General features: G+C 70.5%; 25 protein-coding genes and 1 pseudogene. 15 read left to right on the top strand and 11 right to left on the bottom strand.

The features are described 5' to 3' along the window. Positions 1-26: 26 nt before the first annotated feature. Positions 27-1,034: a heme A synthase gene (locus RMN57_RS27215; protein ID WP_380234803.1), complete on the bottom strand. Its 1,008-nt coding sequence runs from the start codon at positions 1,032-1,034 to the stop codon at positions 27-29. Further along, positions 1,030-1,230, bottom strand: coding sequence for a hypothetical protein (locus RMN57_RS27220; RefSeq protein WP_313765925.1), 201 nt, complete (start codon positions 1,228-1,230; stop codon positions 1,030-1,032). The genes RMN57_RS27215 and RMN57_RS27220 overlap by 5 nt, the downstream gene beginning before the upstream one ends. Positions 1,231-1,647: 417 nt before the next feature. Between RMN57_RS27220 and RMN57_RS27225 the strand changes: the two genes are divergently transcribed. The 3 genes from RMN57_RS27225 to RMN57_RS27235 all read left to right on the top strand — a co-directional run bounded on the left by RMN57_RS27225 (position 1,648) and on the right by RMN57_RS27235 (position 5,234). Beyond that, entirely contained in the window at positions 1,648-2,355 is a 708-nt protein-coding gene (locus tag RMN57_RS27225; protein ID WP_313765926.1) for an LAETG motif-containing sortase-dependent surface protein, read from the top strand. 309 nt (positions 2,356-2,664) lie between these two features. Then, positions 2,665-3,558: a DUF2268 domain-containing putative Zn-dependent protease gene (locus RMN57_RS27230; RefSeq protein WP_313765927.1), complete on the top strand. Its 894-nt coding sequence runs from the start codon at positions 2,665-2,667 to the stop codon at positions 3,556-3,558. Positions 3,559-4,082: 524 nt separating this feature from the next. Then, complete coding sequence (locus RMN57_RS27235) at positions 4,083-5,234, top strand: damage-control phosphatase ARMT1 family protein (RefSeq protein ID WP_313765928.1); 1,152 nt, start codon at positions 4,083-4,085, stop codon at positions 5,232-5,234. A 373-nt stretch (positions 5,235-5,607) separates the two neighbouring features. Here the strand turns inward: RMN57_RS27235 and RMN57_RS27240 are convergent, their stop codons facing one another. Next, positions 5,608-6,111, bottom strand: coding sequence for an N-acetyltransferase (locus RMN57_RS27240; RefSeq protein WP_313765929.1), 504 nt, complete (start codon positions 6,109-6,111; stop codon positions 5,608-5,610). A 224-nt stretch (positions 6,112-6,335) separates the two neighbouring features. Here RMN57_RS27240 and RMN57_RS27245 point away from each other — a divergent pair, with 224 nt between their 5' ends. Beyond that, on the top strand, positions 6,336-7,100 hold the full coding sequence (locus tag RMN57_RS27245) for a maleylpyruvate isomerase family mycothiol-dependent enzyme (RefSeq protein ID WP_313765930.1): 765 nt from the start codon (positions 6,336-6,338) through the stop codon (positions 7,098-7,100). Positions 7,101-7,107: 7 nt separating this feature from the next. On the opposite strand, the pseudogene RMN57_RS27250 reads toward RMN57_RS27245, so the two are convergent. The 5 genes and pseudogenes from RMN57_RS27250 to RMN57_RS27270 all read right to left on the bottom strand — a co-directional run. Further along, positions 7,108-7,392: pseudogene (locus RMN57_RS27250) on the bottom strand (transposase); the annotation flags it as partial. 32 nt (positions 7,393-7,424) lie between these two features. Then, entirely contained in the window at positions 7,425-7,619 is a 195-nt protein-coding gene (locus tag RMN57_RS27255) for a DUF397 domain-containing protein (protein WP_313767983.1), read from the bottom strand. A 56-nt stretch (positions 7,620-7,675) separates the two neighbouring features. Further along, a complete protein-coding gene (locus RMN57_RS27260; RefSeq protein ID WP_313765931.1) occupies positions 7,676-7,894 on the bottom strand; it encodes a DUF397 domain-containing protein in 219 nt (72 codons plus the stop codon). Positions 7,895-7,935: 41 nt separating this feature from the next. Then, complete coding sequence (locus RMN57_RS27265) at positions 7,936-8,139, bottom strand: DUF397 domain-containing protein (protein WP_313765932.1); 204 nt, start codon at positions 8,137-8,139, stop codon at positions 7,936-7,938. Further along, positions 8,132-8,995, bottom strand: coding sequence for a helix-turn-helix transcriptional regulator (locus tag RMN57_RS27270; RefSeq protein WP_313765933.1), 864 nt, complete (start codon positions 8,993-8,995; stop codon positions 8,132-8,134). Before RMN57_RS27270 ends, RMN57_RS27265 begins: the two co-directional genes overlap by 8 nt. 312 nt (positions 8,996-9,307) lie before the next feature. Here RMN57_RS27270 and RMN57_RS27275 point away from each other — a divergent pair, with 312 nt between their 5' ends. Both RMN57_RS27275 and RMN57_RS27280 read left to right on the top strand, forming a co-directional pair. After that, positions 9,308-9,682 carry an ATP-binding protein gene (locus RMN57_RS27275; RefSeq protein ID WP_313765934.1) on the top strand — a complete coding sequence of 125 codons (375 nt, stop codon included), beginning with the start codon at positions 9,308-9,310 and terminating at the stop codon, positions 9,680-9,682. Next, the gene (locus RMN57_RS27280; RefSeq protein ID WP_313765935.1) at positions 9,679-9,933 is read left to right on the top strand and encodes a hypothetical protein; all 255 of its coding nucleotides are present in this window, start codon (positions 9,679-9,681) and stop codon (positions 9,931-9,933) included. The genes RMN57_RS27275 and RMN57_RS27280 overlap by 4 nt, the downstream gene beginning before the upstream one ends. A 62-nt stretch (positions 9,934-9,995) precedes the next feature. On the opposite strand, the gene RMN57_RS27285 is transcribed toward RMN57_RS27280, so the two are convergent. Together RMN57_RS27285 and RMN57_RS27290 are read right to left on the bottom strand one after the other, a co-directional pair. After that, a complete protein-coding gene (locus RMN57_RS27285; protein WP_380234801.1) occupies positions 9,996-10,715 on the bottom strand; it encodes an ABC transporter permease in 720 nt (239 codons plus the stop codon). Between the two features lie 47 nt (positions 10,716-10,762). Continuing rightward, positions 10,763-11,689: an ABC transporter ATP-binding protein gene (locus RMN57_RS27290; protein ID WP_313765937.1), complete on the bottom strand. Its 927-nt coding sequence runs from the start codon at positions 11,687-11,689 to the stop codon at positions 10,763-10,765. A gap of 289 nt (positions 11,690-11,978) precedes the next feature. Here RMN57_RS27290 and RMN57_RS27295 point away from each other — a divergent pair, with 289 nt between their 5' ends. The 9 genes from RMN57_RS27295 (at position 11,979) to RMN57_RS27335 (ending at position 19,559) form a co-directional block, all read left to right on the top strand. Then, entirely contained in the window at positions 11,979-12,818 is an 840-nt protein-coding gene (locus RMN57_RS27295; RefSeq protein WP_313765938.1) for a MarR family transcriptional regulator, read from the top strand. Positions 12,819-12,827: 9 nt separating this feature from the next. After that, positions 12,828-14,243, top strand: coding sequence for a Fe-S cluster assembly protein SufB (gene sufB, locus RMN57_RS27300; RefSeq protein WP_313765939.1), 1,416 nt, complete (start codon positions 12,828-12,830; stop codon positions 14,241-14,243). A gap of 59 nt (positions 14,244-14,302) precedes the next feature. Next, positions 14,303-15,535, top strand: a complete 1,233-nt coding sequence (sufD, locus tag RMN57_RS27305) for a Fe-S cluster assembly protein SufD (protein WP_313765940.1) — start codon at positions 14,303-14,305, stop codon at positions 15,533-15,535. A gap of 5 nt (positions 15,536-15,540) precedes the next feature. Continuing rightward, positions 15,541-15,858: a bifunctional 3-phenylpropionate/cinnamic acid dioxygenase ferredoxin subunit gene (locus tag RMN57_RS27310; protein ID WP_313765941.1), complete on the top strand. Its 318-nt coding sequence runs from the start codon at positions 15,541-15,543 to the stop codon at positions 15,856-15,858. Between the two features lie 6 nt (positions 15,859-15,864). Beyond that, positions 15,865-16,629, top strand: a complete 765-nt coding sequence (gene sufC, locus RMN57_RS27315; protein ID WP_313765942.1) for a Fe-S cluster assembly ATPase SufC — start codon at positions 15,865-15,867, stop codon at positions 16,627-16,629. A 23-nt stretch (positions 16,630-16,652) separates the two neighbouring features. Continuing rightward, a complete protein-coding gene (locus tag RMN57_RS27320; protein WP_380234799.1) occupies positions 16,653-17,900 on the top strand; it encodes a cysteine desulfurase in 1,248 nt (415 codons plus the stop codon). A 19-nt stretch (positions 17,901-17,919) separates the two neighbouring features. Next, entirely contained in the window at positions 17,920-18,372 is a 453-nt protein-coding gene (gene sufU, locus RMN57_RS27325; RefSeq protein ID WP_313765944.1) for a Fe-S cluster assembly sulfur transfer protein SufU, read from the top strand. 21 nt (positions 18,373-18,393) lie between these two features. Continuing rightward, a complete protein-coding gene (locus tag RMN57_RS27330) occupies positions 18,394-18,774 on the top strand; it encodes a metal-sulfur cluster assembly factor (protein WP_255752591.1) in 381 nt (126 codons plus the stop codon). Between the two features lie 125 nt (positions 18,775-18,899). Beyond that, positions 18,900-19,559: a Uma2 family endonuclease gene (locus RMN57_RS27335; protein ID WP_313765945.1), complete on the top strand. Its 660-nt coding sequence runs from the start codon at positions 18,900-18,902 to the stop codon at positions 19,557-19,559. A gap of 69 nt (positions 19,560-19,628) precedes the next feature. On the opposite strand, the gene RMN57_RS27340 is transcribed toward RMN57_RS27335, so the two are convergent. Further along, positions 19,629-20,960: an MFS transporter gene (locus RMN57_RS27340; RefSeq protein ID WP_313765946.1), complete on the bottom strand. Its 1,332-nt coding sequence runs from the start codon at positions 20,958-20,960 to the stop codon at positions 19,629-19,631. Positions 20,961-21,027: the final 67 nt, after the last annotated feature.

Consider the following 21,027-nt stretch of genomic DNA (forward strand, 5'->3'; position numbering starts at 1 on the left):
GGATCAGGCGGCGGAGGGGCTCAGGCTCAGGCCGCTGCGGGCTGGCGCTCGTCCGCGGGGCGGAACGCCGTGGGCGCGCCGTCCGTGCGGACCCGCAGCGCCAGCGGGACGCGCAGCACGGCGATCCAGGTGAGCGCGGCGCCCAGCATGTGCAGGCCGACCAGGAGCTCCGGGACGTCGGTGAAGTACTGGACGAAACCGAGCACGCCCTGGAGCAGCAGCACCGCGAGCAGCTCCTTGGCCCGGGCCCGGGCGCCCGGCGGGGCCTTCACGGCGGCGAACACGAAGATCACCGCGACGGCGAGGCCGACCGAGGCGAAGGCCAGGTCGGCGTGGGCCTGGGCGAGGCGGTCGTAGTCGATCGGGATGCGCGGGACGATCTTGTTGTCCCGCGGGGTGCCCGGGTGGTGGCCTGCGCCGGTGACCAGGCTGCCGGCCGCGACCAGCAGGCCGACGACGGTGACCAGGACGTACGAGAGCTGGACGATCGGGCGGGCCACCGAGGGCTGCGCCGGGCCGTCGCCCTCCTTGGCGCGCTCCCACATCAGCAGGGCGACCCAGACGAGGGCCATGGCGGAGATCAGGTGGACGGCCACCGTGTAGGGGTTGAGGCCGGTCAGCACGGTGATGCCGCCGATCACGGCGTTGCTCATCACCAGCCAGAACTGGGCCCAGCCGAGCTTGGTGAGGCTGCGCCGCCAGGGGGTGGCGGACCCCTCGGCCGACGGCCGGCGGTGGCAGCGGGCGGCGAGGATGGCCCAGCCGACGGCTGCGCTCAGCACGTAGGTGAGCATCCGGTTGGTGAACTCGACGACGCCGTGGAAGCCCATCTCGGGGGTGGGCGTCAGGCTCTCGCCGGTGCAGCGGGGCCAGGTGGTGCAGCCGAGGCCGGAGGCGGTGAGCCGGACGGCGCCGCCGGTGACCACGATCACCACGCTCATCACCAGCGCGGCGAACGCGGCGCGCCTGACCATGGCGGCGGACGGCTGCCAGCGCTCGGCGAGCAGGGAAAAGGGGGTACGCACGGGGTCAATCGTAGGCGGCCTTACAGGCGATCTTGGGGCGGGGCCGGGCCCGGTGCGGCGCGGTGCCGCGCGCCCGGCGGCCGACCCCGGGCGCCTCGGGCAGCCCGTCGGCCTCCCCCTCGGCCTCCGCCCCCGGGGGCGCGCCGACCGCTCCGGCGAGCCCGACCGCGACGGCGACCTCCGGCGGCGGGAACCTCGCGCACACCGGCTCCGGCCCGGTCCTCCCGCTGGCGGTCGGCGGCGCGGTCGTCGTCGCCGCGGGCGGCGCCATCGTCGTGCAGACCCGTCGCCGCTCGGCCGGGGGGCCTGAGCCGTCCGCCGAGCGGCCGCGGTTGACCGTTACGACGCCCCCGATGGTCGGGTTCGACTACCGGGGGCGTCGTTTTCCGGCCGGTATGACGGAAGCCGATCAAGTGTGTCGATCCGATGTTCTCCGAGGTCGTGGATGTGGTGGGCTTCCGATGCACATCCGTGGCCGGACGGACAGCCGAAATCCGGTCGTGCGGTGGGGTGTGGGGCGGTGCGGGAGTGCCGATAGAGTCCCCCGGACAAGTCGTAGCGGGCCACCCGTCAGACCGCTCAACACGCCTGCTGCACAAGACCGTTCGGAGGAGACAACGAAATGGCGCGACAGCAGCGGCAGCGGGGGATCACGGGCGCGGCACTGGCCGGGGCGGCGGCGGCCGCCGTCCTGCTGCCCCTCGCCCTGGCGGGGAACGCCTCGGCACACTCGCCCAAGTGGCAGGTGACCTGCGACAAGATCGTCATCGACCTGACCAACTACAGCGACAAGGAGGGTGTGAAGAACGTCGTCAGCCTGACGGTCGACGGCGAGAAGGTCCTGGACCAGAAGGTGTTCGGCAAGGAGTTCCACGAGACCTTCCCGGTGAAGGACCACGACAAGCCGGTCACCGCGACCTTCACGGTCACCACCACCGAGGACCCGAAGAACGCCGACTGGAACAAGAGCGAGACCAAGACGATCGAGGTCTGCCACACCCCGACCCCGACGCCGACCCCGACTCCCACCAAGACGCCGACGCCCACGCCCACTCCCACGGCGACGCCGACCGTCACGCCGACCCCGACCCCCACGGCGACGCCGAGCCCCACCGCCTCGCCCACCGCCACCCGGACGGCGACCCCCACCCCGACCCGCACGCCCACCCCGGCGCCGAGCACCACCACCCCGGCCCCGGTCCCCGCACTCGCCGCGACCGGTAGCAGCGACGCCACCCCGCTGATCGCCGCCGTCGGCGGCGGCGTCCTCCTCCTCGGCGGCGCCCTCGTCCTCGTCGCCCGCAAGCGCCGCGGCAGCAGCGAGAGCTGACCTCCGCAAGAGGCGCTCCTGGCGGCCCCTCGCTCGCACCATCGAGGGCGCCGTTGGTGAGCTGTGAGTGACCGGCAGCGGTGAGTGACGCCGGTCTCCGAGACCTGCTCAAGGAGACCGGCGTTGGTCGTCGTGGGGTGCGTGGTGGGCATGGCCGGAGTCGGGTACCGGCGATGGCCGACACCGAACTCGGCTCAGGTGGCCGCAGGGATCTGCCAACGGCCGGTGCTCTCGCCATGCTCCACCATCACCAGCATGGTCAACCCGACTCTTGACCCTCACGTAGCGGAAGACCCTACGGTCCGAGTCATGAAGATCGTTGTTCACGACACGGCGTCCGCCATGACCGACCTCCTGCAACGCCCGGTGGAGGAACGGCCGGACGCCCTACGGGAGATCTACAGCCCGCTCCAGGGCGTGATGTCCAGGGTGATGGGCGATGTGGATCTGGTGGGGATGCACCAGCAGCTGGGCAGTGGCTTCCGGATCGACCGTGAGGACCCACGGTATCTGCCGGCCGTACGTCGGATGCAGGACACCGGGGTGTGGACCCGGATCGAGGACTCCCTCGCCACCGCGTGGGAGCGAATCAGCCGCGCGGTGCCCGGCGTGAAACACGCTGAGACCGTGCACGTCGTGGTGGTGCTCGGCAACCCCGACGATCACCACCTGACGGTCCGCAGTGCCGGTTTCTTCGGTTCGGGCGGGTTCCCGGGCGCGATCCAGCTGACGATCTGGCCCACCGACACCAGCCTGCAGAAGATCGGCCCCGCCGCCGCACACGAGCTCCATCACAACGTGCGCTACGCGAACGTGGTCTGGAACCCGGCGACCGTCACGGTTGGCGAGCAGGTCGTCGCCGAGGGACTGGCCGAGGCGTTCGTGCGGGAGCTGGCCGGTGAGGAGGCCATGGGCCCGTGGACGAAGGCGCTGACCGGAGCCGAGCTGGAGAGGACCTACGAAAAGGTCACTGCCGGGATCGACGTGGCCGGGATGCAGAACCTGCCCGCGTACGTCTTCGGCGACGCCACCGCACAACTCATGGGGTACCAGCCCGTGGGGTTGCCGGACTTCGCCGGGTACTCGGCTGGACTGCGGATCGTGGACGCACACCTGGCGGCCTCCGGTCTGACCGCTGCCCAGAGCGTCGCCCTGTCGGCACGCGAGATCCTCGTCAACGCGGGCGTGCCGACCGGCGCGTAACCGTCCCGTGGCAAACCGCGCCCGGAAGGACCCCGTGTCCGACCCCGCTCGGCCGCGGGGCCGGACACTGCAGACCCCGGCCCGGAGCGGGGCCTGGGTGGCGATGGCACCGCCGGGTGCGGCGGCCCCGAACATCGCGTGCACATCCTGCGCCCAGCGCCTGATCCGATCGCGGTCGTCCGATAACGAACTGTCGGGACGGGCGTTCCTCTCTTCCAAGCGCTCTCGGTCGGCGGGTCGGGTGCTGACGGTCGCGCTCCCGGTGGCGGTGATCGTCTAGTGTCGGCGGCAGCCGATGGGGCGGTCGGCGACTGGTCTTGATCCGCGCGTCGACCGACGCGGGTGCCGGTCGGACTCTGGTCGGCAAAGCCACCGATGCCACAGTGCTGTTGCTCGGTGGTTCCGTCGGCCCGGCCGGCGAGACCACCGGTTGCTCGACCGTCCGTTCATCCGAACTCCTTCGGGGACACCCCCGGCTTCAGCCGAGGGCGAGAGAGACGAGCACCCACGTGATGACCGCACCCGTGATTCGCATCGATGCCCCCGGGTCCTTCGCCTGGGGCGTGTTCCACGAGCGGCACCCGAAGCTCGTCCAGCAGGTTCTCGATGCACTGCCGTACGGCCCTGCCGAGCGCGCAGCGGTGGAGCGGCTTCTCGCGGACAGCACCACCGGCGTTCTGGAGCCGCCGGCGGAGAGCGACCACGACCACGCCCAGTGGCTGGAGTGGGGCGCGGGCCTGTGGGGCCGCCCCTGGAGCGAGGCGCCGTTCCTGTGGGCCGAGAGCTACTTCTACCGTCGGCTGCTCGACGCCATCGGCTACTTCCGGCCCGGTGCCTGGCAGGGTGTCGACCCGTTCGCGCCGTTCAAGAGCGCGGAGCTGGCCGGGGCGGCGGTGGACGAGGAGCTGGCCGCTCTGAGCGAACTCGACGGTCTGCCGACCATGCGGAGGGCAGATGCCCTGCTGTCGTCCGCCCTGTGGGGCAACCGGGCGGATCTCAGCTTCCAGATCACCGCCGAGGCCGGCGGGCCGACCGCATCCGATCTGGTCGCCGACGAGCGTGCGATTCTCTGGTCCGAGCTGGAGCGTACGAGGGGCGGGCGGATCTGCGTCGTCGCGGACAACGCCGGCCGGGAGCTGCTGCCGGACCTGGTGCTGATCGACCACCTCCTGAGCGGCGGCCTGGCAGGACGAATTGTCCTGTACGTAAAGCCCCAGCCGTACTTCGTGTCGGACGCGACGATGACCGACGTCCTCGCCTCGGTCGAACGGCTGCGCACCGCGCCCTCGGAGGCCGCTGCGGCGGTCGGAAGGCGGCTGTGGCACGCGATGAACAGCGGCGCTCTCGTGGTCCGTACGCATCCGTTCTTCTGTGCACCGCTGCCGTACCACGACATGCCCGCCGACCTCCGGGCCGAGTTCACCGGTGCGGCGATGGCGATCCTCAAGGGCGACCTCAACTACCGCCGCCTGGTCGGCGATCAGCTCTGGCCGCCGACCACCTCCTTCACCGAGACGGCCGGCCACTTCCCCACGCCCGTCGCGGCCCTGCGAACGCTGAAGTCGGACGTGGTCGTCGGCGTTGCCCCCGACACCGTGACCCACCTCGACAGCACCGGGACGCCATGGCGGACCAGCGGCCGCCACGCCGTCGTCCAGGTCGCCCTCCACCGGTAGCCGGAACGCGCGCAGAGGCTTCGACGACCAGCAGGTGATCGCGGAGGTCGTCAGCGCGGAGTTGCGGCTCAGCCGTCCAGCGGAAGTCGCGCAGTACCGAAGGGTGTTCGATCTGCTCGCGTCGAGCGCTCTGTATGACACGGACGCCCGCAGACTTCTCCTCGCAGCAGCTCAGACCTGGATCTGAGAAGTCATCGGAAATGCTCGGGAACGTGCAACAGGGACAACAGGGCCTCCGGGAACCACTCGGAATGGGATCGCAGCCCCCGAGCTACCTGGAGGCCCTGCTTTCACGCGCGGAAACCGCCGCGACCACCCGATCGAGACCCCCGTTCGATCGACAGCCTTCGAGGTCGGTACGGGCGGCAACCACTCACGTGCCGGGGTGCTCCGGCAGGGCGAGCCAGTCCGACCAGGAGATCTCGCGGCCGAGGAAGCGCGGCTGCTCGAACGGCCAGTCGGCGGCGATCCACTGCGGCACCAGCGCGTCGAAGGCCTGCTCGATCTTGCTGCCCACCAGCTCGTCCACCACCCACCAGGAGATCTCGCCGTCCGCGCCGGCCCTCTCCGGCGGGTCGATGTAGACACAGCCGAGCAGAGCCGTCTCCGCCGCGTCGAACAGCGCGTAGTTGAAGGACTGGTGTGCGGCGATCTCCTTCTCGTGCCGCAACAGGTCGGCCTGGTCGGCCTCGTAGGTCATGGTGGCCGCGGGCCAGCCCCAGGCCGGGCCGAACATGGTCCACAGCCGCTCGCGCGAACCCATCACAGCCGGATAGTCGAGCGGGGTGTCCGTCTCCCGGATCGGCCGCAGGTGATGGCCACCGCCCGGCAGCGGTACCAGGACGGGGTGGACGAAGTCATCGGGAAGCCAGCTCATGGCACCCGACCGTAGCAGCGCGCGGCCGTCCGCTCCCCTGGACCTCCCCCTGTACCGGCAGGCCCTGCTCTCATGCCGGGCAGGGCCCGCGATCACCCGATCGAGACTCCCGTTCGATCGACAGACTCCAATATCGGTATGGCAACGGCTGCTTGAGAGGACATCTGATTTTGGGGGCTTAAAAGCGGGTGCGAGAGTTCCGGTCCGGGTGATACAAGGTCTGCGTGACTGAGCATCTCCACTTCCCCGCTCTGCTGCGGATGATTGACGAGCGTTCCGCCGCGTTCCGCGCCGCCGTCGCCGCGGCCCCCAGCCTCGACGCCGACGTCCCGTCCTGCCCGGGCTGGACGCTGTACGACCTGGCGAACCACCTCAGTGAGGGGGACCGCTTCTGGGCCTACATCGTGCAGAACACCGCGCCGGGCGACGAGCGGCCGAGCAAGGACGGGCTGGCGGCGCCCCGGGAGCGCGAGGCCCTCATAACCTGGCTGGCCGACTCGACGGAGCAGCTGCTCGCTGCTCTGCGCGAGGCCGGCCCGGACCGGGGCTGCTGGGCCTGGTGGGAGCCGCTGGCCTCGCCGCACACGGTGGCCGCCGCGGCCCGCCGCCGCGTCCCGGAGTCGCTGATCCACACCTACGACGCTCAGCTGGCCTCCGGTACCCCGCAGGAGCTGCCGACGACCGAGGCGGTCGACGCCATCGAGGAGTTCCTCGCCACCGTCTGCACCGTCACGGTCCCGTGGCCGGGCGAGCCCGCCACCATGGACTACCACGCAGCCGAGGCCGGCTCCTGGCGCCAGACGGTGGACGCCGCCGGTTCCCGCTTCACCCGCCTCACCGCGGCGGAGGCCGCCGAGAGCAAGCCCACCGCCGCCATCTACGGCACGGCGAGTGAGATGGCCCTGCTCATGTACATGCGCATCTCGGCCGGCTCGCTGCGGATGGAGGGCGATGCCGACCTGCTCCAGCGGCTGCAGAACTGGGGCTAAGGGCTGAGCGGGTGCAGATGATGGCTGCCGCGATGCCGGCGAAGGCGGCGAAGTGGTCGGCCTTGCGTTCGTAGCGGCGGTGGAGCCGGCGGAAGCCGCCGAGCCGGGCGTTGGTGCGCTCGATCACCCAGCGGTGCCGGCCGAGGCGGTTGGAGGTCTCGCTCCCGCGGCGGGCGGTGCGGGCTGGATGTCCTCTAAGGATTCCTGAGCATTCGCCCCGCCGAGCGTCAGCTCGGCGGGGCGAATGCTGTGAGGTGGGCCGGAGGCCGGCGTAGGAAGTCGGCCGGTCCAACTTCCTACGCCGGGACGGGCTGTTGGGGGCAATCAGTTGGCGTGGTGGTCGAGCTCGCCGGCTTTGATTGCTTGGACGAGCTTGGCGAAGTTGGCGGGGGTGGTGCGGAGGATGGTGTCGGCGTCGTCGGACTCGCGGAGTTCGATCAGGCCGTCAGCGGTGCGCACCTCGACGCAAGCGTTATTGGCACTGGAGTAGCTGGACTTCTGCCACGCGGGGCCATCCACGTTTTCACCTTCCAAGGGCGACCGTCCCTCGCTCGGTTGAGCGAGGGCCGGAGGAGTCAGGGGGTGGGGCCAGCGTGGTGGTCGAGCTCGCCGGCTTTGATTGCTTGGAGGAGCTTGGCGAAGTTGGTGGGGGTGGTGCGGAGGACGGTGGTGGGGTCGTCGCATTCGCGGAGCTCGATCAGGCCGTTGGTGGCGCGGACTTCGACGCACTCGTTGGATGCGCCGCTGTAGCTGGATTTCTGCCACGCGGGGCCATCCACGTTTTCACCTTCCAAGGGCGACCGTCCCTCGCTCGGTTGAGCGAGGGCCGGAGGAGTCAGGGGGTGGGGCCAGCGTGGTGGTCGTACTCGCCGGCTTTGATTGCTTGGAGGAGCTTGGCGAAGTTGGCGGGGGTGGTGCGGAGGATGGTGTCGGCGTCGTCGGACTCGCGGATCTCGATCAGGCCGTCAACGGTGCGCACCTCAACGCACTCGTTGTTCGAGGCGCTGTAACTGGACTTCTGCCACTTCGAGTCAGGCATTCGCGGCCCTCGCCTCCTTCATGATGGACCGGATGAAGTCGCGTGACCCCTGTTCGGAGAGCGCCGTGGAGTCCAGTCGCGAGAAGATGGCTCGATGCTTGGCCAGGTCGGCTGGCGAGTCGAAGAAGAGTGCGCCCTGGGAGACGTCCATCTGAATAGTGTCGAGCTCGGAGACAGGGCCTTCGGCGTACGTGAGGTTCTCGCCCGAGCCCGGGAAGGTGTCGAGGGCGAACGGCACGACGCGGACCGAGATGCCGGGCCGCTCGGAGTCTTCGATTAGGGCGTCAAGCTGTTCGGCGAGGACCTGTGGGCCGCCGAACCGCATTCGTAGCGCGGCCTCGTGGATGAAGGCCTGTAGGGGAGTCCTGCCAGAGCGGATGAGTTGTTGCCGCTTGAGTCGAAAGGTCGTCCTGAGCTCAAGGTCTTGCGGCGGCAGAGGCGGAACAACCCGAGCGAACACTGCGGATGCGTAGGCGCCGGTTTGGAGCAGGCCGGGCATGTAGGTGGTGGTGCAGACATTCAACCGTGCGGCTCGGCCTTCGAGTTCCGCGACTTCGAGGAAGTCCGTTGTCAGGGCCTCGCGATACTCATCCCACCAGCCCTTTCGCCGATCCGAGGCCATCTCGGCGAGGGCGTCGATGAGTGGTCGGTTGGCGCAGTTGCACGCCGCGGCCACCGTGCGAAGGCGCTCGGGGCTGACGCCGATCTTCGCCGTCTCCATCTGAGTCATCTGACCAGGACTGATGCCGAGCATCTTGGCGAGCTGACCGCCACCAAGGCCGGCCTGCTCTCGCATCCTGCGCAGTTCGGCGCCGAGCCGACGTTGATGAAGGGTCGGGTTGGTGCGAACAGCCATGGTGTCCTCTCGGCGGGCAGTGGGGTCAGTCTGCCGCGCCGGCCGCACATGGTCCATCCGAGGATGGGGTACGCCTGTCACCCGAGGGTGAATTTTTCGGCATCCACCTAAAGCTTTAAGCCCTGTGCGCTATGGTCTACATCACAGCGATCCGACGGATCGTCAGTAATGCCTGTTCCCTTGGCAGTAGGCGCCTGCTGCCCGGTGCGCCGCAGAGCAGCCAGGCGTGTCCGTTCCGGTCCCGCCCCGGCTTGGCTCACGGCGATGTCTCCGCCGGATCACCTCGCACCCCACCTCTCTCGGAGGTTTCCCATGTGTGCCCTCAACCCGCCCGACTGGTCCGCCGCCCGGGACGAGCTGCGTGACACGCTCACCGCCGCCGGCTGGCCCGACGACCTCATCCACGACGCCGAGCTCGCCCTGCACGAGCTGTACGTCAACGCCTGGCGTCACGGTGGCAGCCCGGCGCCGACGGTCGTCCTCGTCCTCTCCTCCGACCGCACCGTGCGTGTCTCCGTCGCGGACGACAGCCCGGTGCTCCCGGAGCCCCGCACCTCCGCCGACCCCTACGAGCTCTCCGGGCGGGGCCTGCACCTCGTCCGCTCGCTCACCCACCGTTTCGGCGCCGCCCCGCGCAAGCGTGGCAAGGGCAAGTGCGTCTGGTTCGAGCTGGACTGCGCCGCGTGAACGTCCTGGTCGGCGCGGCGCTCCTCACCCTGCTCGCGCTCGCCTTCGTCACCGTCGCCCTCGGCGTCGTCACTGCCGTCAGGGTGAACGGCGACACCCCGAAGCCGATCACCCCCCACGGCCGGTGGGAGCTGCGCCCGCTTCCCGACGGCACCCACGAGTACGCCTGGATCGCCCGGCAGGCCGGTCGCTTCGGTCCCGAGATCCCCAAGCCGCCCACCGCAACCGGGCGCCACCGCATACCGACCTGAGCCGCCAACGCGAAGGCCCTCGCCCACCAGGGGCGAGGGCCTCGCGGCAGGCTCACGCGGTGCTACTCCCAGCGGAAGAAGCGGGCCGCGGCCGCGAGTCCGAGCACGGCCCAGGCGCCCAGGATGCCGAGGTCGGCCCACGGCACCCCGGCGCCGGTCTGGAGCACCGAGCGCAGGCCGTCGGAGAGGGCGGCGATGGGCAGCAGCTCCAGGACGGACTGGACGGCCGAGGGGAACTTGCTCAGCGGGACGATCACCCCGCCCGCCAGCAGCAGCAGGATGAAGACCAGGTTCGCCGCGGCCAGCGTGGCCTCGGCCTTCAGCGTGCCGGCCATCAGCAGGCCGAGCCCCGAGAAGGCCGCGGTGCCGAGGACGAGAAGGGCCAGCACGGACAGGACATCGCCCTGCGGGGACCAGCCCAGCGCCAGCGCGATCACCGACAGCAGCGCCACCTGCAGCGCCTCCGTCACCAGCACGCACCCCGTCTTCGCCGTGAGCAGCGCCCAGCGCGGCAGCGGGCTGGCGCCCAGCCGCTTCAGCACCCCGTACCGCCGCTCGAAGCCGGTGGCGATGGCCTGCCCGGTGAAGGCGGTCGACATCACGGCCAGCGCCAGCAGCCCCGGCGCCAGGAAGTCGACCCGCTTGCCGGGGCCGTCCACCGCGACGATGTCCACGGCCGAGAAGAGCACCAGCAGCACGGTCGGGATGACCACGGTCAGCAGCAGCTGCTCACCGTTGCGCAGCAGCATCTTCGTCTCGAACGCCGTCTGGGCGAGCAGCATCCGGCCGACGGGCGCGGCGCCCGGCTTGGGGGAGTAGTCCACGGAGGTCACGAGCGCAGGTCCCGTCCGGTCAGGTCGAGGAAGACGTCTTCGAGGCTGCGCCGCTGCACGGCGAGCCGCTCGGGCAGGATGCCGGAGGCCGCGCACCAGCCGGTGACGGTGGCCAGCAGCTGCGGGTCGACGGGTGCCTCGATGCGGTAGCTGCCCGGGGTCGGCTCGATGGCGGTGGCGCCCTCGGGCAGCTCCTTGAGCAGCGGGCCGAGGTCCAGGCCGGGCGGGCCGTCGAAGCGCAGCGAGGACTCGGCGCCGCTGCGGCAGAGCTCCTCCGTCGTCCCCTCGGCGATCACGCGGCCGCGGTCGACGATCGCGACCCGGTCGGCCAGCTGCTCGGCCTCGTCCATGTGGTGGGTGGTGACGACCACGGTGACGCCGTCCCGGCGCAGGTCGCGGACGAGGTCCCAGGTGGCGCGGCGGGCCTGCGGGTCGAGGCCCGCGGTGGGTTCGTCCAGGAAGACCAGCTCGGGGCGGCCGACCACGGCCATCGCCAGGGCGAGCCGCTGCTGCTGGCCGCCGGAGAGCCGGCGGTAGGTGGTGCGGCCGCAGGAGCCGAGGCCGAGCCGCTCCACCAGCGCGTCCACGTCCAGCGGGTCGGCGTGCAGCTTCGCGGTGTGCCGGAGCATCTCGACGGCGCGGGCGCCCGCGTAGACGCCGCCGGACTGCAGCATCACGCCGATCCGGGGACGCAGCGCGGCGCTCTGCGCGACCGGGTCGAGGCCGAGCACCCGGACGGTGCCGGCGTCGGGGCGGCGGTAGCCCTCGCAGGTCTCGATGGTGGTCGTCTTGCCGGCGCCGTTGGGGCCGAGCACGGCGGTGACGGCGCCGCGGGCGATGGTGAGGTCGAGACCGTCCACCGCGGTCTTCTCGCCGTAGCGCTTGACCAGCCCGGTGATCTGGACCGCGGGTTCGGAATGCATACCCGCGAGTCTAAGAGGGGTGAACACGGCGCCCCGCGCCGAGGCGGCGCCGACGCGCGGCGGGCGCACGGCAGGCGCACAGCGGCCCCACCCCGCCCCACTCCGGAGTTCCGCAGGTCAGCCCGCCGCAGCCACGGACGACCCCGGCGCAACCGGGTGCGACGACGCCCGCCGTGATCGTTCTCGCAGGTCAGGTAAGGCTTACCTGCGTGACAGATGACACGAGTGAGGCCTGCATCACGGCTTGTCTCGCCGGAAGTAATTACGCAACAATCGTGTTGTGAAAAACATGCGCGAGCACACCCCGCAGCAGGAGGCCGAGTCGGCCCCCGGCTGTGCCGTGCCCGCGACGGCGGCCGAGGTGCTGCTGGAGGGCCACCGCGCCACCCGGGACCGGGTCGCCCGGTCGATCCTCGACCACGGCCCGTCCTCCGCCGCCGACCTGGCGAGCCGGCTCGGCCTCACGGCCGCCGCCGTCCGCCGTCACCTGGACGGACTGACCGCCGCCGGCCTGGTCGACGCCCGCGAGCAGCGGGTGTACGGCAGTCGCGGCCGGGGCCGCCCGGCCAAGGTCTTCGCCCTCACCGACGGCGGCCGGGACGCCTTCTACCAGGCGTACGACCAGCTCGCCGCCGACGCGCTGCGCTGGATCTCGGACGCCGTGGGCGGCGGCAAGGCCGGTGAGGAGGCGGTCGCCGCCTTCGCCCGGGCCCGGTTCGAGCGGCAGGGCGAGCGCTACCTCGACGCCGTGCGTCAGGCCGAGGCGGGGGAGCGCACCGAGGCGCTCGCCCAGGCCCTGAGCGCCGACGGGTACGCTGCCACGGTGCGGCGGGTCCCGTCGGCCGCGGCGAAAGCCCCGGCGGGCGCCCAGCTCTGCCAGCACCACTGCCCGGTCGCGCACATCGCCGAGCAGTTCCCGCAGCTGTGCGAGGCGGAGACCGAGGTCTTCTCCCAGCTGCTGGGCACCCATGTGCAACGGCTGGCCACCATCGCCCACGGCGACGGGGTCTGCACCACCTATGTGCCGGCACCCGGTGCCGCATCGTCGCCCACCCTGCGTTCCGCGGGCGGTTCCGATGCAGTGCCGACTGCCGGTACGTCCACCGAAGACTCAGCGTCCGCGCGTTAGGAAGCTCGCATGACTGACACCGTTTCGCACCCGGAGCTCGAAGGCCTGGGCACCTACGAGTACGGCTGGGCCGACCCGGACACCGCGGGTGCCGCTGCCAAGCGCGGTCTCAGCGAGGACGTCGTCCGCGACATCTCCGCGAAGAAGAACGAGTCCGAGTGGATGCTGAACCTGCGGCTCAAGGGCCTCAAGCTGTTCGGCAAGAAGCCCATGCCGACCTGGGGCTCCGACCTCTCCGGCATCGACTTCGACAACATCAAGTACTTCGTCCGCTCGACCGAGAAGCAGGCCGAGTCCTGGGAGGACCTGCCCGCGGACATCAAGGCGACGTACGACAAGCTGGGCATCCCGGAGGCGGAGAAGCAGCGCCTGGTCGCCGGTGTCGCCGCGCAGTACGAGTCCGAGGTCGTCTACCACCAGATCCGCGAGGACCTGGAGGAGCAGGGCGTCATCTTCCTGGACACCGACACCGCGCTGCGCGAGCACCCGGAGATCTTCAAGGAGTACTTCGGCACCGTCATCCCGGCCGGCGACAACAAGTTCGCCGCGCTGAACACCGCGGTGTGGTCCGGCGGCTCCTTCATCTACGTGCCGAAGGGTGTCCACGTCGACATCCCGCTGCAGGCCTACTTCCGGATCAACACCGAGAACATGGGCCAGTTCGAGCGGACGCTGATCATCGTCGACGAGGACGCCTACGTCCACTACGTCGAGGGCTGCACCGCGCCGATCTACTCCTCCGACTCGCTGCACTCCGCGGTCGTCGAGATCATCGTCAAGAAGGGCGGCCGCTGCCGCTACACGACGATCCAGAACTGGTCGAACAACGTCTACAACCTGGTCACCAAGCGCGCCGTGGCGTACGAGGGCGCGACCATGGAGTGGATCGACGGCAACATCGGTTCCAAGGTCACCATGAAGTACCCGGCCGTGTACCTGATGGGCGAGCACGCCAAGGGCGAGACCCTGTCGATCGCCTTCGCGGGCGAGGGCCAGCACCAGGACGCCGGCGCCAAGATGGTCCACATGGCGCCGAACACCTCCTCCAACATCGTCTCCAAGTCGGTGGCGCGGGGCGGCGGCCGGACCTCCTACCGCGGTCTGATCGAGATCGGCGAGGGCTCCAAGGGCGCCAAGTCCAACGTGCTCTGCGACGCCCTGCTGGTCGACACCATCTCCCGCTCGGACACCTACCCGTACGTGGACGTCCGCGAGGACGACGTCTCCATGGGCCACGAGGCGACGGTCTCCAAGGTCAGCGAGGACCAGCTCTTCTACCTGATGAGCCGCGGCATGACCGAGTTCGAGGCGATGGCGATGATCGTCCGCGGCTTCGTCGAGCCGATCGCGCGTGAGCTGCCGATGGAGTACGCGCTGGAGCTGAACCGGCTGATCGAGCTGCAGATGGAGGGCTCCGTCGGCTGACGGGAAGCCGTACGCAGTCCTTGTCCGCATTCTTTATGGAAGAGAGCACTACGACAGCCATGGCTGACGTCAACACCCCCACCGGCTCCACCACCGCCGGGTCGATCGAGGTCGGTACCGCCGGCGCGGGCGCGCAGCTCGCCGGCCCCGGCACCGGCCGCGCCACCGTCCAGCAGCCGATCGACGCCCGCGTCGCGGTCGAGCCCTCCTACGAGGTCGGCGACTTCCCGGTGCCGACCGGCCGCGAGGAGGACTGGCGGTTCACCCCGCTGCACCGCCTCGGCGGTCTGCACGACGGCAGCGCCGTCGATGCGGAGAAGGGCGAGGACAAGGTCGAGCTGAGCCTGCCGGACGGCGTCACCGCCGAGACCGTCGGCCGCGACGACGCCCGCCTGGGCAAGGCCGGCAAGCCGGTCGACCGGGTCGCCGCGCAGGCGTTCAGCGCCTTCGAGCAGGCGCTGGTCGTCACCGTCCCCAAGGAGACGGTGCTCACCGAGCCGGTCAAGATCGACGTGCACGGCGAGGGCGGCACCCGCTTCGCCCACGTGGTCATCGACGTCAAGCCGTTCGCCGAGGCCGTCGTGGTGCTGAACCACACCGGCACCGGCACCCGCGCCGCCAACGTCGAGCTGCTGCTCGGCGACGGCGCCAAGCTCACCTTCGTCTCGGTCCAGGACTGGGACCGGGACGCGGTGCACGCCGCCCAGCAGACCGCCCTGGTCGGCCGGGACGCCTCGCTGAAGTCCGTGGTCGTCACCTTCGGCGGCGACCTGGTCCGCATCCACCCGCGGGTCGGCTACGCGGCGCCCGGCGGCGAGGCCGAGCTGTTCGGCCTCTACTTCGCCGACGCCGGCCAGCACCTGGAGCACCGTCTGGTCATCGACCACGACACCCCGCACTGCCGCTCCAACGTCGTCTACAAGGGCGCGCTGCAGGGCCAGGACGCGCACGCGGTCTGGGTCGGCGACGTGCTGATCCGCGCGGCCGCCGAGGGCACCGACACCTACGAGCACAACCGCAACCTGGTGCTCACCGACGGCGCCCGGGTCGACTCGATCCCCAACCTGGAGATCGAGACCGGCGAGATCGTCGGCGCCGGACACGCCTCCGCCACCGGCCGCTTCGACGACGAGCAGCTGTTCTACCTGCAGGCCCGCGGCATCCCGGCCGACGAGGCCCGCCGCCTGGTGGTGCGCGGCTTCTTCGCCGAGCTGGTCCAGCAGATCGGTGTCGCCGAGATCCAGGACCACCTGATGGAGAAGATCGAGGCCGAGCTGGAAGCGGCGGTCTGAACCCGATGAGTTTTCTCCGTGCCTGCGCGCTCAGTGAGCTGGCCGAGGACGTGCCCAAGCGGGTCGACCTCAACGGCGTGCCGGTGTCCGTCGTCCGCACCGACGAGGGGGTGTTCGCGATCAACGACATCTGCTCGCACGCGAACGTCTCGCTCTCCGAGGGCGAGGTCGAGGACTGCATGATCGAGTGCTGGCTGCACGGCTCCAGCTTCGACCTGCGGACCGGCAAGCCCTCCGGCCTGCCGGCCACCAAGCCGGTCGCCGTCTACCCCGTAAAGATCGAAGGGGACGATGTGCTCGTCTCCGTCAACCAGGAGTCCTGAGTACACATGGCAACCCTTGAAATCCGTGACCTGCACGTCTCCGTCGAGGCGGAGAACGGCCCCCGGGAGATCCTGAAGGGCGTCGACCTGACCGTGAAGCAGGGCGAGACCCACGCCATCATGGGTCCGAACGGCTCCGGCAAGTCCACCCTGGCCTACTCGCTCGCCGGCCACCCCAAGTACACCGTCACCGGCGGCTCGGTGCTGCTGGACGGCGAGGACGTGCTGGAGATGTCGGTCGACGAGCGCGCCCGCGCCGGCGTCTTCCTGGCGATGCAGTACCCGGTCGAGGTCCCCGGCGTCTCGGTCTCCAACTTCCTGCGCACCGCCGCCACCGCGGTCCGCGGCGAGGCCCCCAAGCTGCGCACCTGGGTGAAGGAGGTCAAGGAGGCGATGGCCGCCCTCCAGATGGACCCGGCCTTCGCCGAGCGCAACGTCAACGAGGGCTTCTCCGGCGGTGAGAAGAAGCGCCACGAGATCCTCCAGCTGGAGCTGCTCAAGCCGAGGATCGCGATCCTCGACGAGACCGACTCCGGCCTGGACGTCGACGCGCTGCGCATCGTCTCCGAGGGCATCAACCGGGTCCGCGAGACCGGCGAGGTCGGCACCCTGCTGGTCACGCACTACACCCGCATCCTGCGCTACATCAAGCCCGACCACGTCCACGTCTTCGCGGGCGGCCGCATCGTCGAGTCCGGCGGTGCCGAGCTGGCCGACAAGCTGGAGGAGGAGGGCTACGAGGCCTACGTGAAGGGGGGCGCTTCCGAGTGACCCGTGCTCACGAGTCGGCGGCCCTGCAGGGCCTGCTCGACACCGACGCCATCCGCAAGGACTTCCCCGTCCTGCAGCGCGTGCTGCACGAGGAGAAGCCGCTCGTCTACCTGGACAACGCGGCCACCTCGCAGAAGCCGCGCCAGGTGCTGGACGCGCTGAACGCCTACTACGAGCGGCACAACGCCAACGTCCACCGCGGCGTGCACGTGCTGGCCGAGGAGGCCACGGCGCTGTACGAGGGCGCCCGCGACAAGATCGCGGCGTTCATCAACGCGCCGAGCCGCAACGAGGTGATCTTCACCAAGAACGCCTCGGAGTCGCTCAACCTGGTCGCCAACATGCTCGGCTGGGCCGACGAGCCCTACCGGGTGGACCAGGACTCCGAGATCGTCATCACGGAGATGGAGCACCACTCCAACATCGTGCCGTGGCAGCTGCTCTCGCAGCGCACCGGCGCGAAGCTGAAGTGGTTCGGGCTGACCGACGAGGGCCGGCTCGACCTCTCCAACATCGACGAGCTGATCACCGAGAAGACCAAGGTGGTCTCCTTCACCCTGGTCTCCAACCTGCTCGGCACCGTCAACCCGGTCGAGACGATCGTGCGCAAGGCCCAGTCGGTCGGCGCGCTGGTCGTGATCGACGCCTCGCAGGCCGCGCCGCACATGGTGCTGGACGTGCAGGCGCTGGAGGCCGACTTCGTCGCCTTCACCGGCCACAAGATGCTGGCCCCGACCGGCATCGGCGTGCTCTGGGGCCGCCAGGAGCTGCTGGAGGACCTCCCGCCGTTCCTCGGCGGCGGCGAGATGATCGAGACCGTCACCATGGGCTCGTCCACCTACGCCCCGGCGCCGCACAAGTTCGAGGCCGGCACCCCGCCGATCGCCCAGGCGGTCGGTCTGGGCGCGGCCGTCGACTACCTGTCCGCCATCGGCATGGAGAAGATCGCCGCCCACGAGCACGCGATCACCGAGTACGCGGTCGAGCGCCTGCTGGAGGTCCCGGACCTGCGGATCATCGGCCCGCGCACGGCCGTGGACCGCGGTGCCGCGATCTCGTTCACGCTGGGCGACATCCACCCGCACGACGTGGGCCAGGTGCTGGACGAGCAGGGCATCGCCGTGCGCGTCGGCCACCACTGCGCGCGGCCGGTCTGCCTGCGGTACGGAATTCCGGCGACCACGCGGGCGTCGTTCTATCTGTACTCGACGCCGGGCGAGGTCGACGCCCTGATCGCCGGCCTGCACCACGTCCGGAACTTCTTCGGCTGACGGGACGGGGCACGCGATCATGAAGCTCGACTCGATGTACCAGGACATCATCCTGGACCACTACCGCAACCCCCACGGCAAGGGGCTGCGGGACGGTGACGCCGAGGTGCACCACGTCAACCCGACCTGCGGCGACGAGATCACCCTGCGGGTGAAGCTCGACGGTGCCAAGGTCGCGGACGTCTCGTACGAGTCGCAGGGCTGTTCCATCAGCCAGGCCAGCGCCTCGGTGCTGAACGACCTGGTGGTCGGCAAGACCGTGGGCGAGGCGCAGACCGTCCAGGAGGCCTTCCTGGAGCTGATGCAGAGCAAGGGCCAGGGCGAGGGCGACGAGGAGGTGCTGGAGGACGCGATCGCGTTCGCCGGCGTCTCCAAGTACCCGGCCCGGGTCAAGTGCGCCCTGCTGAGCTGGATGGCCTGGAAGGACGCCACCGCCCAGGCGCTGGCCGCACGGCCCGCCGTCAACGACTGAAGCAGAAGAGGAGGACAGACCATGAGTGACACCGAGACGCCCGCCCCTTCCGCCGAAGAGGCGCCGCTGGGCATCGTCGGCACCACCGCCGGCACCGTCTCCGTCGAGGACCTGACCGAGGCCCTGATGGACGTCGTCGACCCCGAGCTGGGGATCGACGTCGTCAACCTGGGCCTGATCTACGGCATCCACATCGACGAGTCGGACGTGGCCACCATCGACATGACGCTCACCTCGGCGGCCTGCCCGCTGACCGACGTCATCGAGGACCAGGCCAAGACCGCCACCGACGGGCTCGTCCAGGACCTGCGCATCAACTGGGTCTGGATGCCGCCGTGGGGTCCGGACAAGATCACCGACGACGGCCGCGAGCAGCTCCGCGCCCTCGGCTTCAACGTCTGACGGTCGGGCTTTCCGTCAACCCACTGCCGCGCAAACCTCCCTTTCGAGGGAACGGTTTGTGCGGCAGTGGTATATCTGCGACCAGGCGGCCAGGCTGGTGCCGCGACCTCGGAGGGAGCGATGTCATGTCGGTAGTTGCGTTCGCGCAGTTGCTTCTGCCTGACTCGCCGTATGCCATGTGGATCCGGGGTGAACTCGACGAGTACCTCCGGCTCCCGGACGACGGCACGCGGGTTGAGGTGATCGGAGGGGAGATCGTCGTGTCACCAGCGCCGGTTTATGCCCATGGAGGGATCCTCTCGGACGTTCAGCGAGGCTTTGAGCGGGCTTGGTTTCTCGATGCCGCCTTCCCGTGGCGGGCTGTGCAGACCATCAACCTGGATCTGGTCGAGATCGGTGACGGCTACATCCCCGACATGGTGGTCGTGCACAGGGACGTCGATGCCGACAAGCGGGCGGAGGATCCACTCCATCTCTACCCGCACGACCTTGAGCTGGTGGTCGAGGTCACCTCGTCGTCCAATGCGCGCCACGACCGGCGGCCCATGTTCGGCCGACAGATCAAGCCCACCAAGTGGAGCGGATACGCGCGGACAGCGGTTCCGCACTACCTGCTGATCGATCGCGATCCGCGGCAGCCGGGGATCACCCTGTTCGGCGAGCCGGACCAGGCTGAGGGGACGTACGAGGTCCTGGGCGAGTGGAAGTTCGGCGAGTCCGTCCGGTTGCCCGAGCCCTTCGGTGTCGAGGTCGGGACGGATGCCTGGAAGCCCTGGACCGCGTAGGGCCCTCACACAACGCCGCCGCCCGGGACGGAGATCCGTCCCGGGCGGCGGCGTTCGTGCGGGGGGAGGTCAGGCGTGCTTCGGGCGCCTGGCGACGGCGAGGGCCAGGCCCGCGCAGGCGAGGGCGGCGAGGGTGGCGAAGCCGCTGACGGCGGGGAGGAGGCCGTAGCGCTGGGTGAGGGCGCCGACGGCGATGATGGGGGCGGAGCTGCCGAGGTAGACGATGATCCACAGGGAGCTCAGCTCCGAGCCCCGGCGCTCCGGGTTCATCGCGGCGACGGCGCTGGTGAAGAGCGAGCGGAAGGCGACGCCCTGGCAGATGCCGCCGAGGACGCTGCCGATGAAGAGCAGCGCCGGGGTGCCGGTGTACTGGGCGGTGACGACCAGGCCGAGGCCGGTCGCCAGGCCGGTCATGCCGAGGGCGATGACCAGGCGGTCCGCGGTCGGCGGGACGAGCAGCTGGGCGATCGCGGAGGAGCCGAGCAGCAGCGCGGCCACGATCGCGCCGGTCAGGTGCGAGGAGGTGTGCAGCAGCTTGGCGGAGAAGGCCGGGGCGAGGGCCAGGTAGACGCCGAAGACGCCGTAGGAGATGAACCCGGCGCCCGCGGCGAGCAGGAACTCGCGGCGGCCGGTGATCGGCAGGGCGAGACGCTGCGGGCGCAGGTGGGCCGGGGTGGTGATGCGCGGCGGGGAGGCTGGTGGGCGGTTGCGTCCGGGCATCCGCGGGTGCACCAGGGCGAGCGGCACGCAGAGCGCCAGCAGGCCGACGGCGTGCAGCAGGAACGGCGTCAGCAGCGGGTCGGACCCGCCGGACAGCAGCGCACCGACGATCGGGCCGATCGCGACACCGCCCGCGGAACAGGCCAGCGTGAGCTTGGCGGCCAGGGTGGGGTGGTCCGGCAGCAGGTCCCCGAGGGCGGCGCCGGCGGCGCCGGTGGAGAGGCCCACCGCGATGCCCTGGACGGCGCGGCCGGCGGCGAGCTGCCAGAACCCGCCGGAGGTGGCGAACACCACGTCGCCGGCGGCGGCCAGCGCCACGGCGGGCAGGATCAGGGCGCGCCGGCCGAGGTGGTCGGACCAGTGGCCGACCACGGCCAGGACGGGGACCAGTGCGAACACGTAGACCGTGAAGAGGATCGTGGTGTCGAGCGGGGTCAGCGAGAGCCGCTGCTGGAGGAGCGGGTAGATCGGCGTCGCCAGATTGGCACCGATCAGCATCAGCAGCAGCGCGGTCGACACCAGGCCGACGCGGACACCGCGCAGCGCGTTCCAGCGGCTGATCGCGGCGAGCTGGAGCTGGGCGCGCGGCGCGAGCTCCAGGGGAAGCAGGGCCTCCGACAGTCGGCGTCCGTCGAGCTGCGCGGCGCGCAGGCCGGGGCCGGCGGGGGAGAGGTCCGCCATGTAAGGGATCTCCTGAGGCAGGGCACCACCGGGTCGGCGGGGTGTGCCGGCGCACCCGTCCTGAGGC

It is taken from the genome of Kitasatospora sp. CM 4170 (assembly GCF_032110285.1).
Lineage (GTDB): Bacteria > Actinomycetota > Actinomycetes > Streptomycetales > Streptomycetaceae > Kitasatospora > Kitasatospora aburaviensis.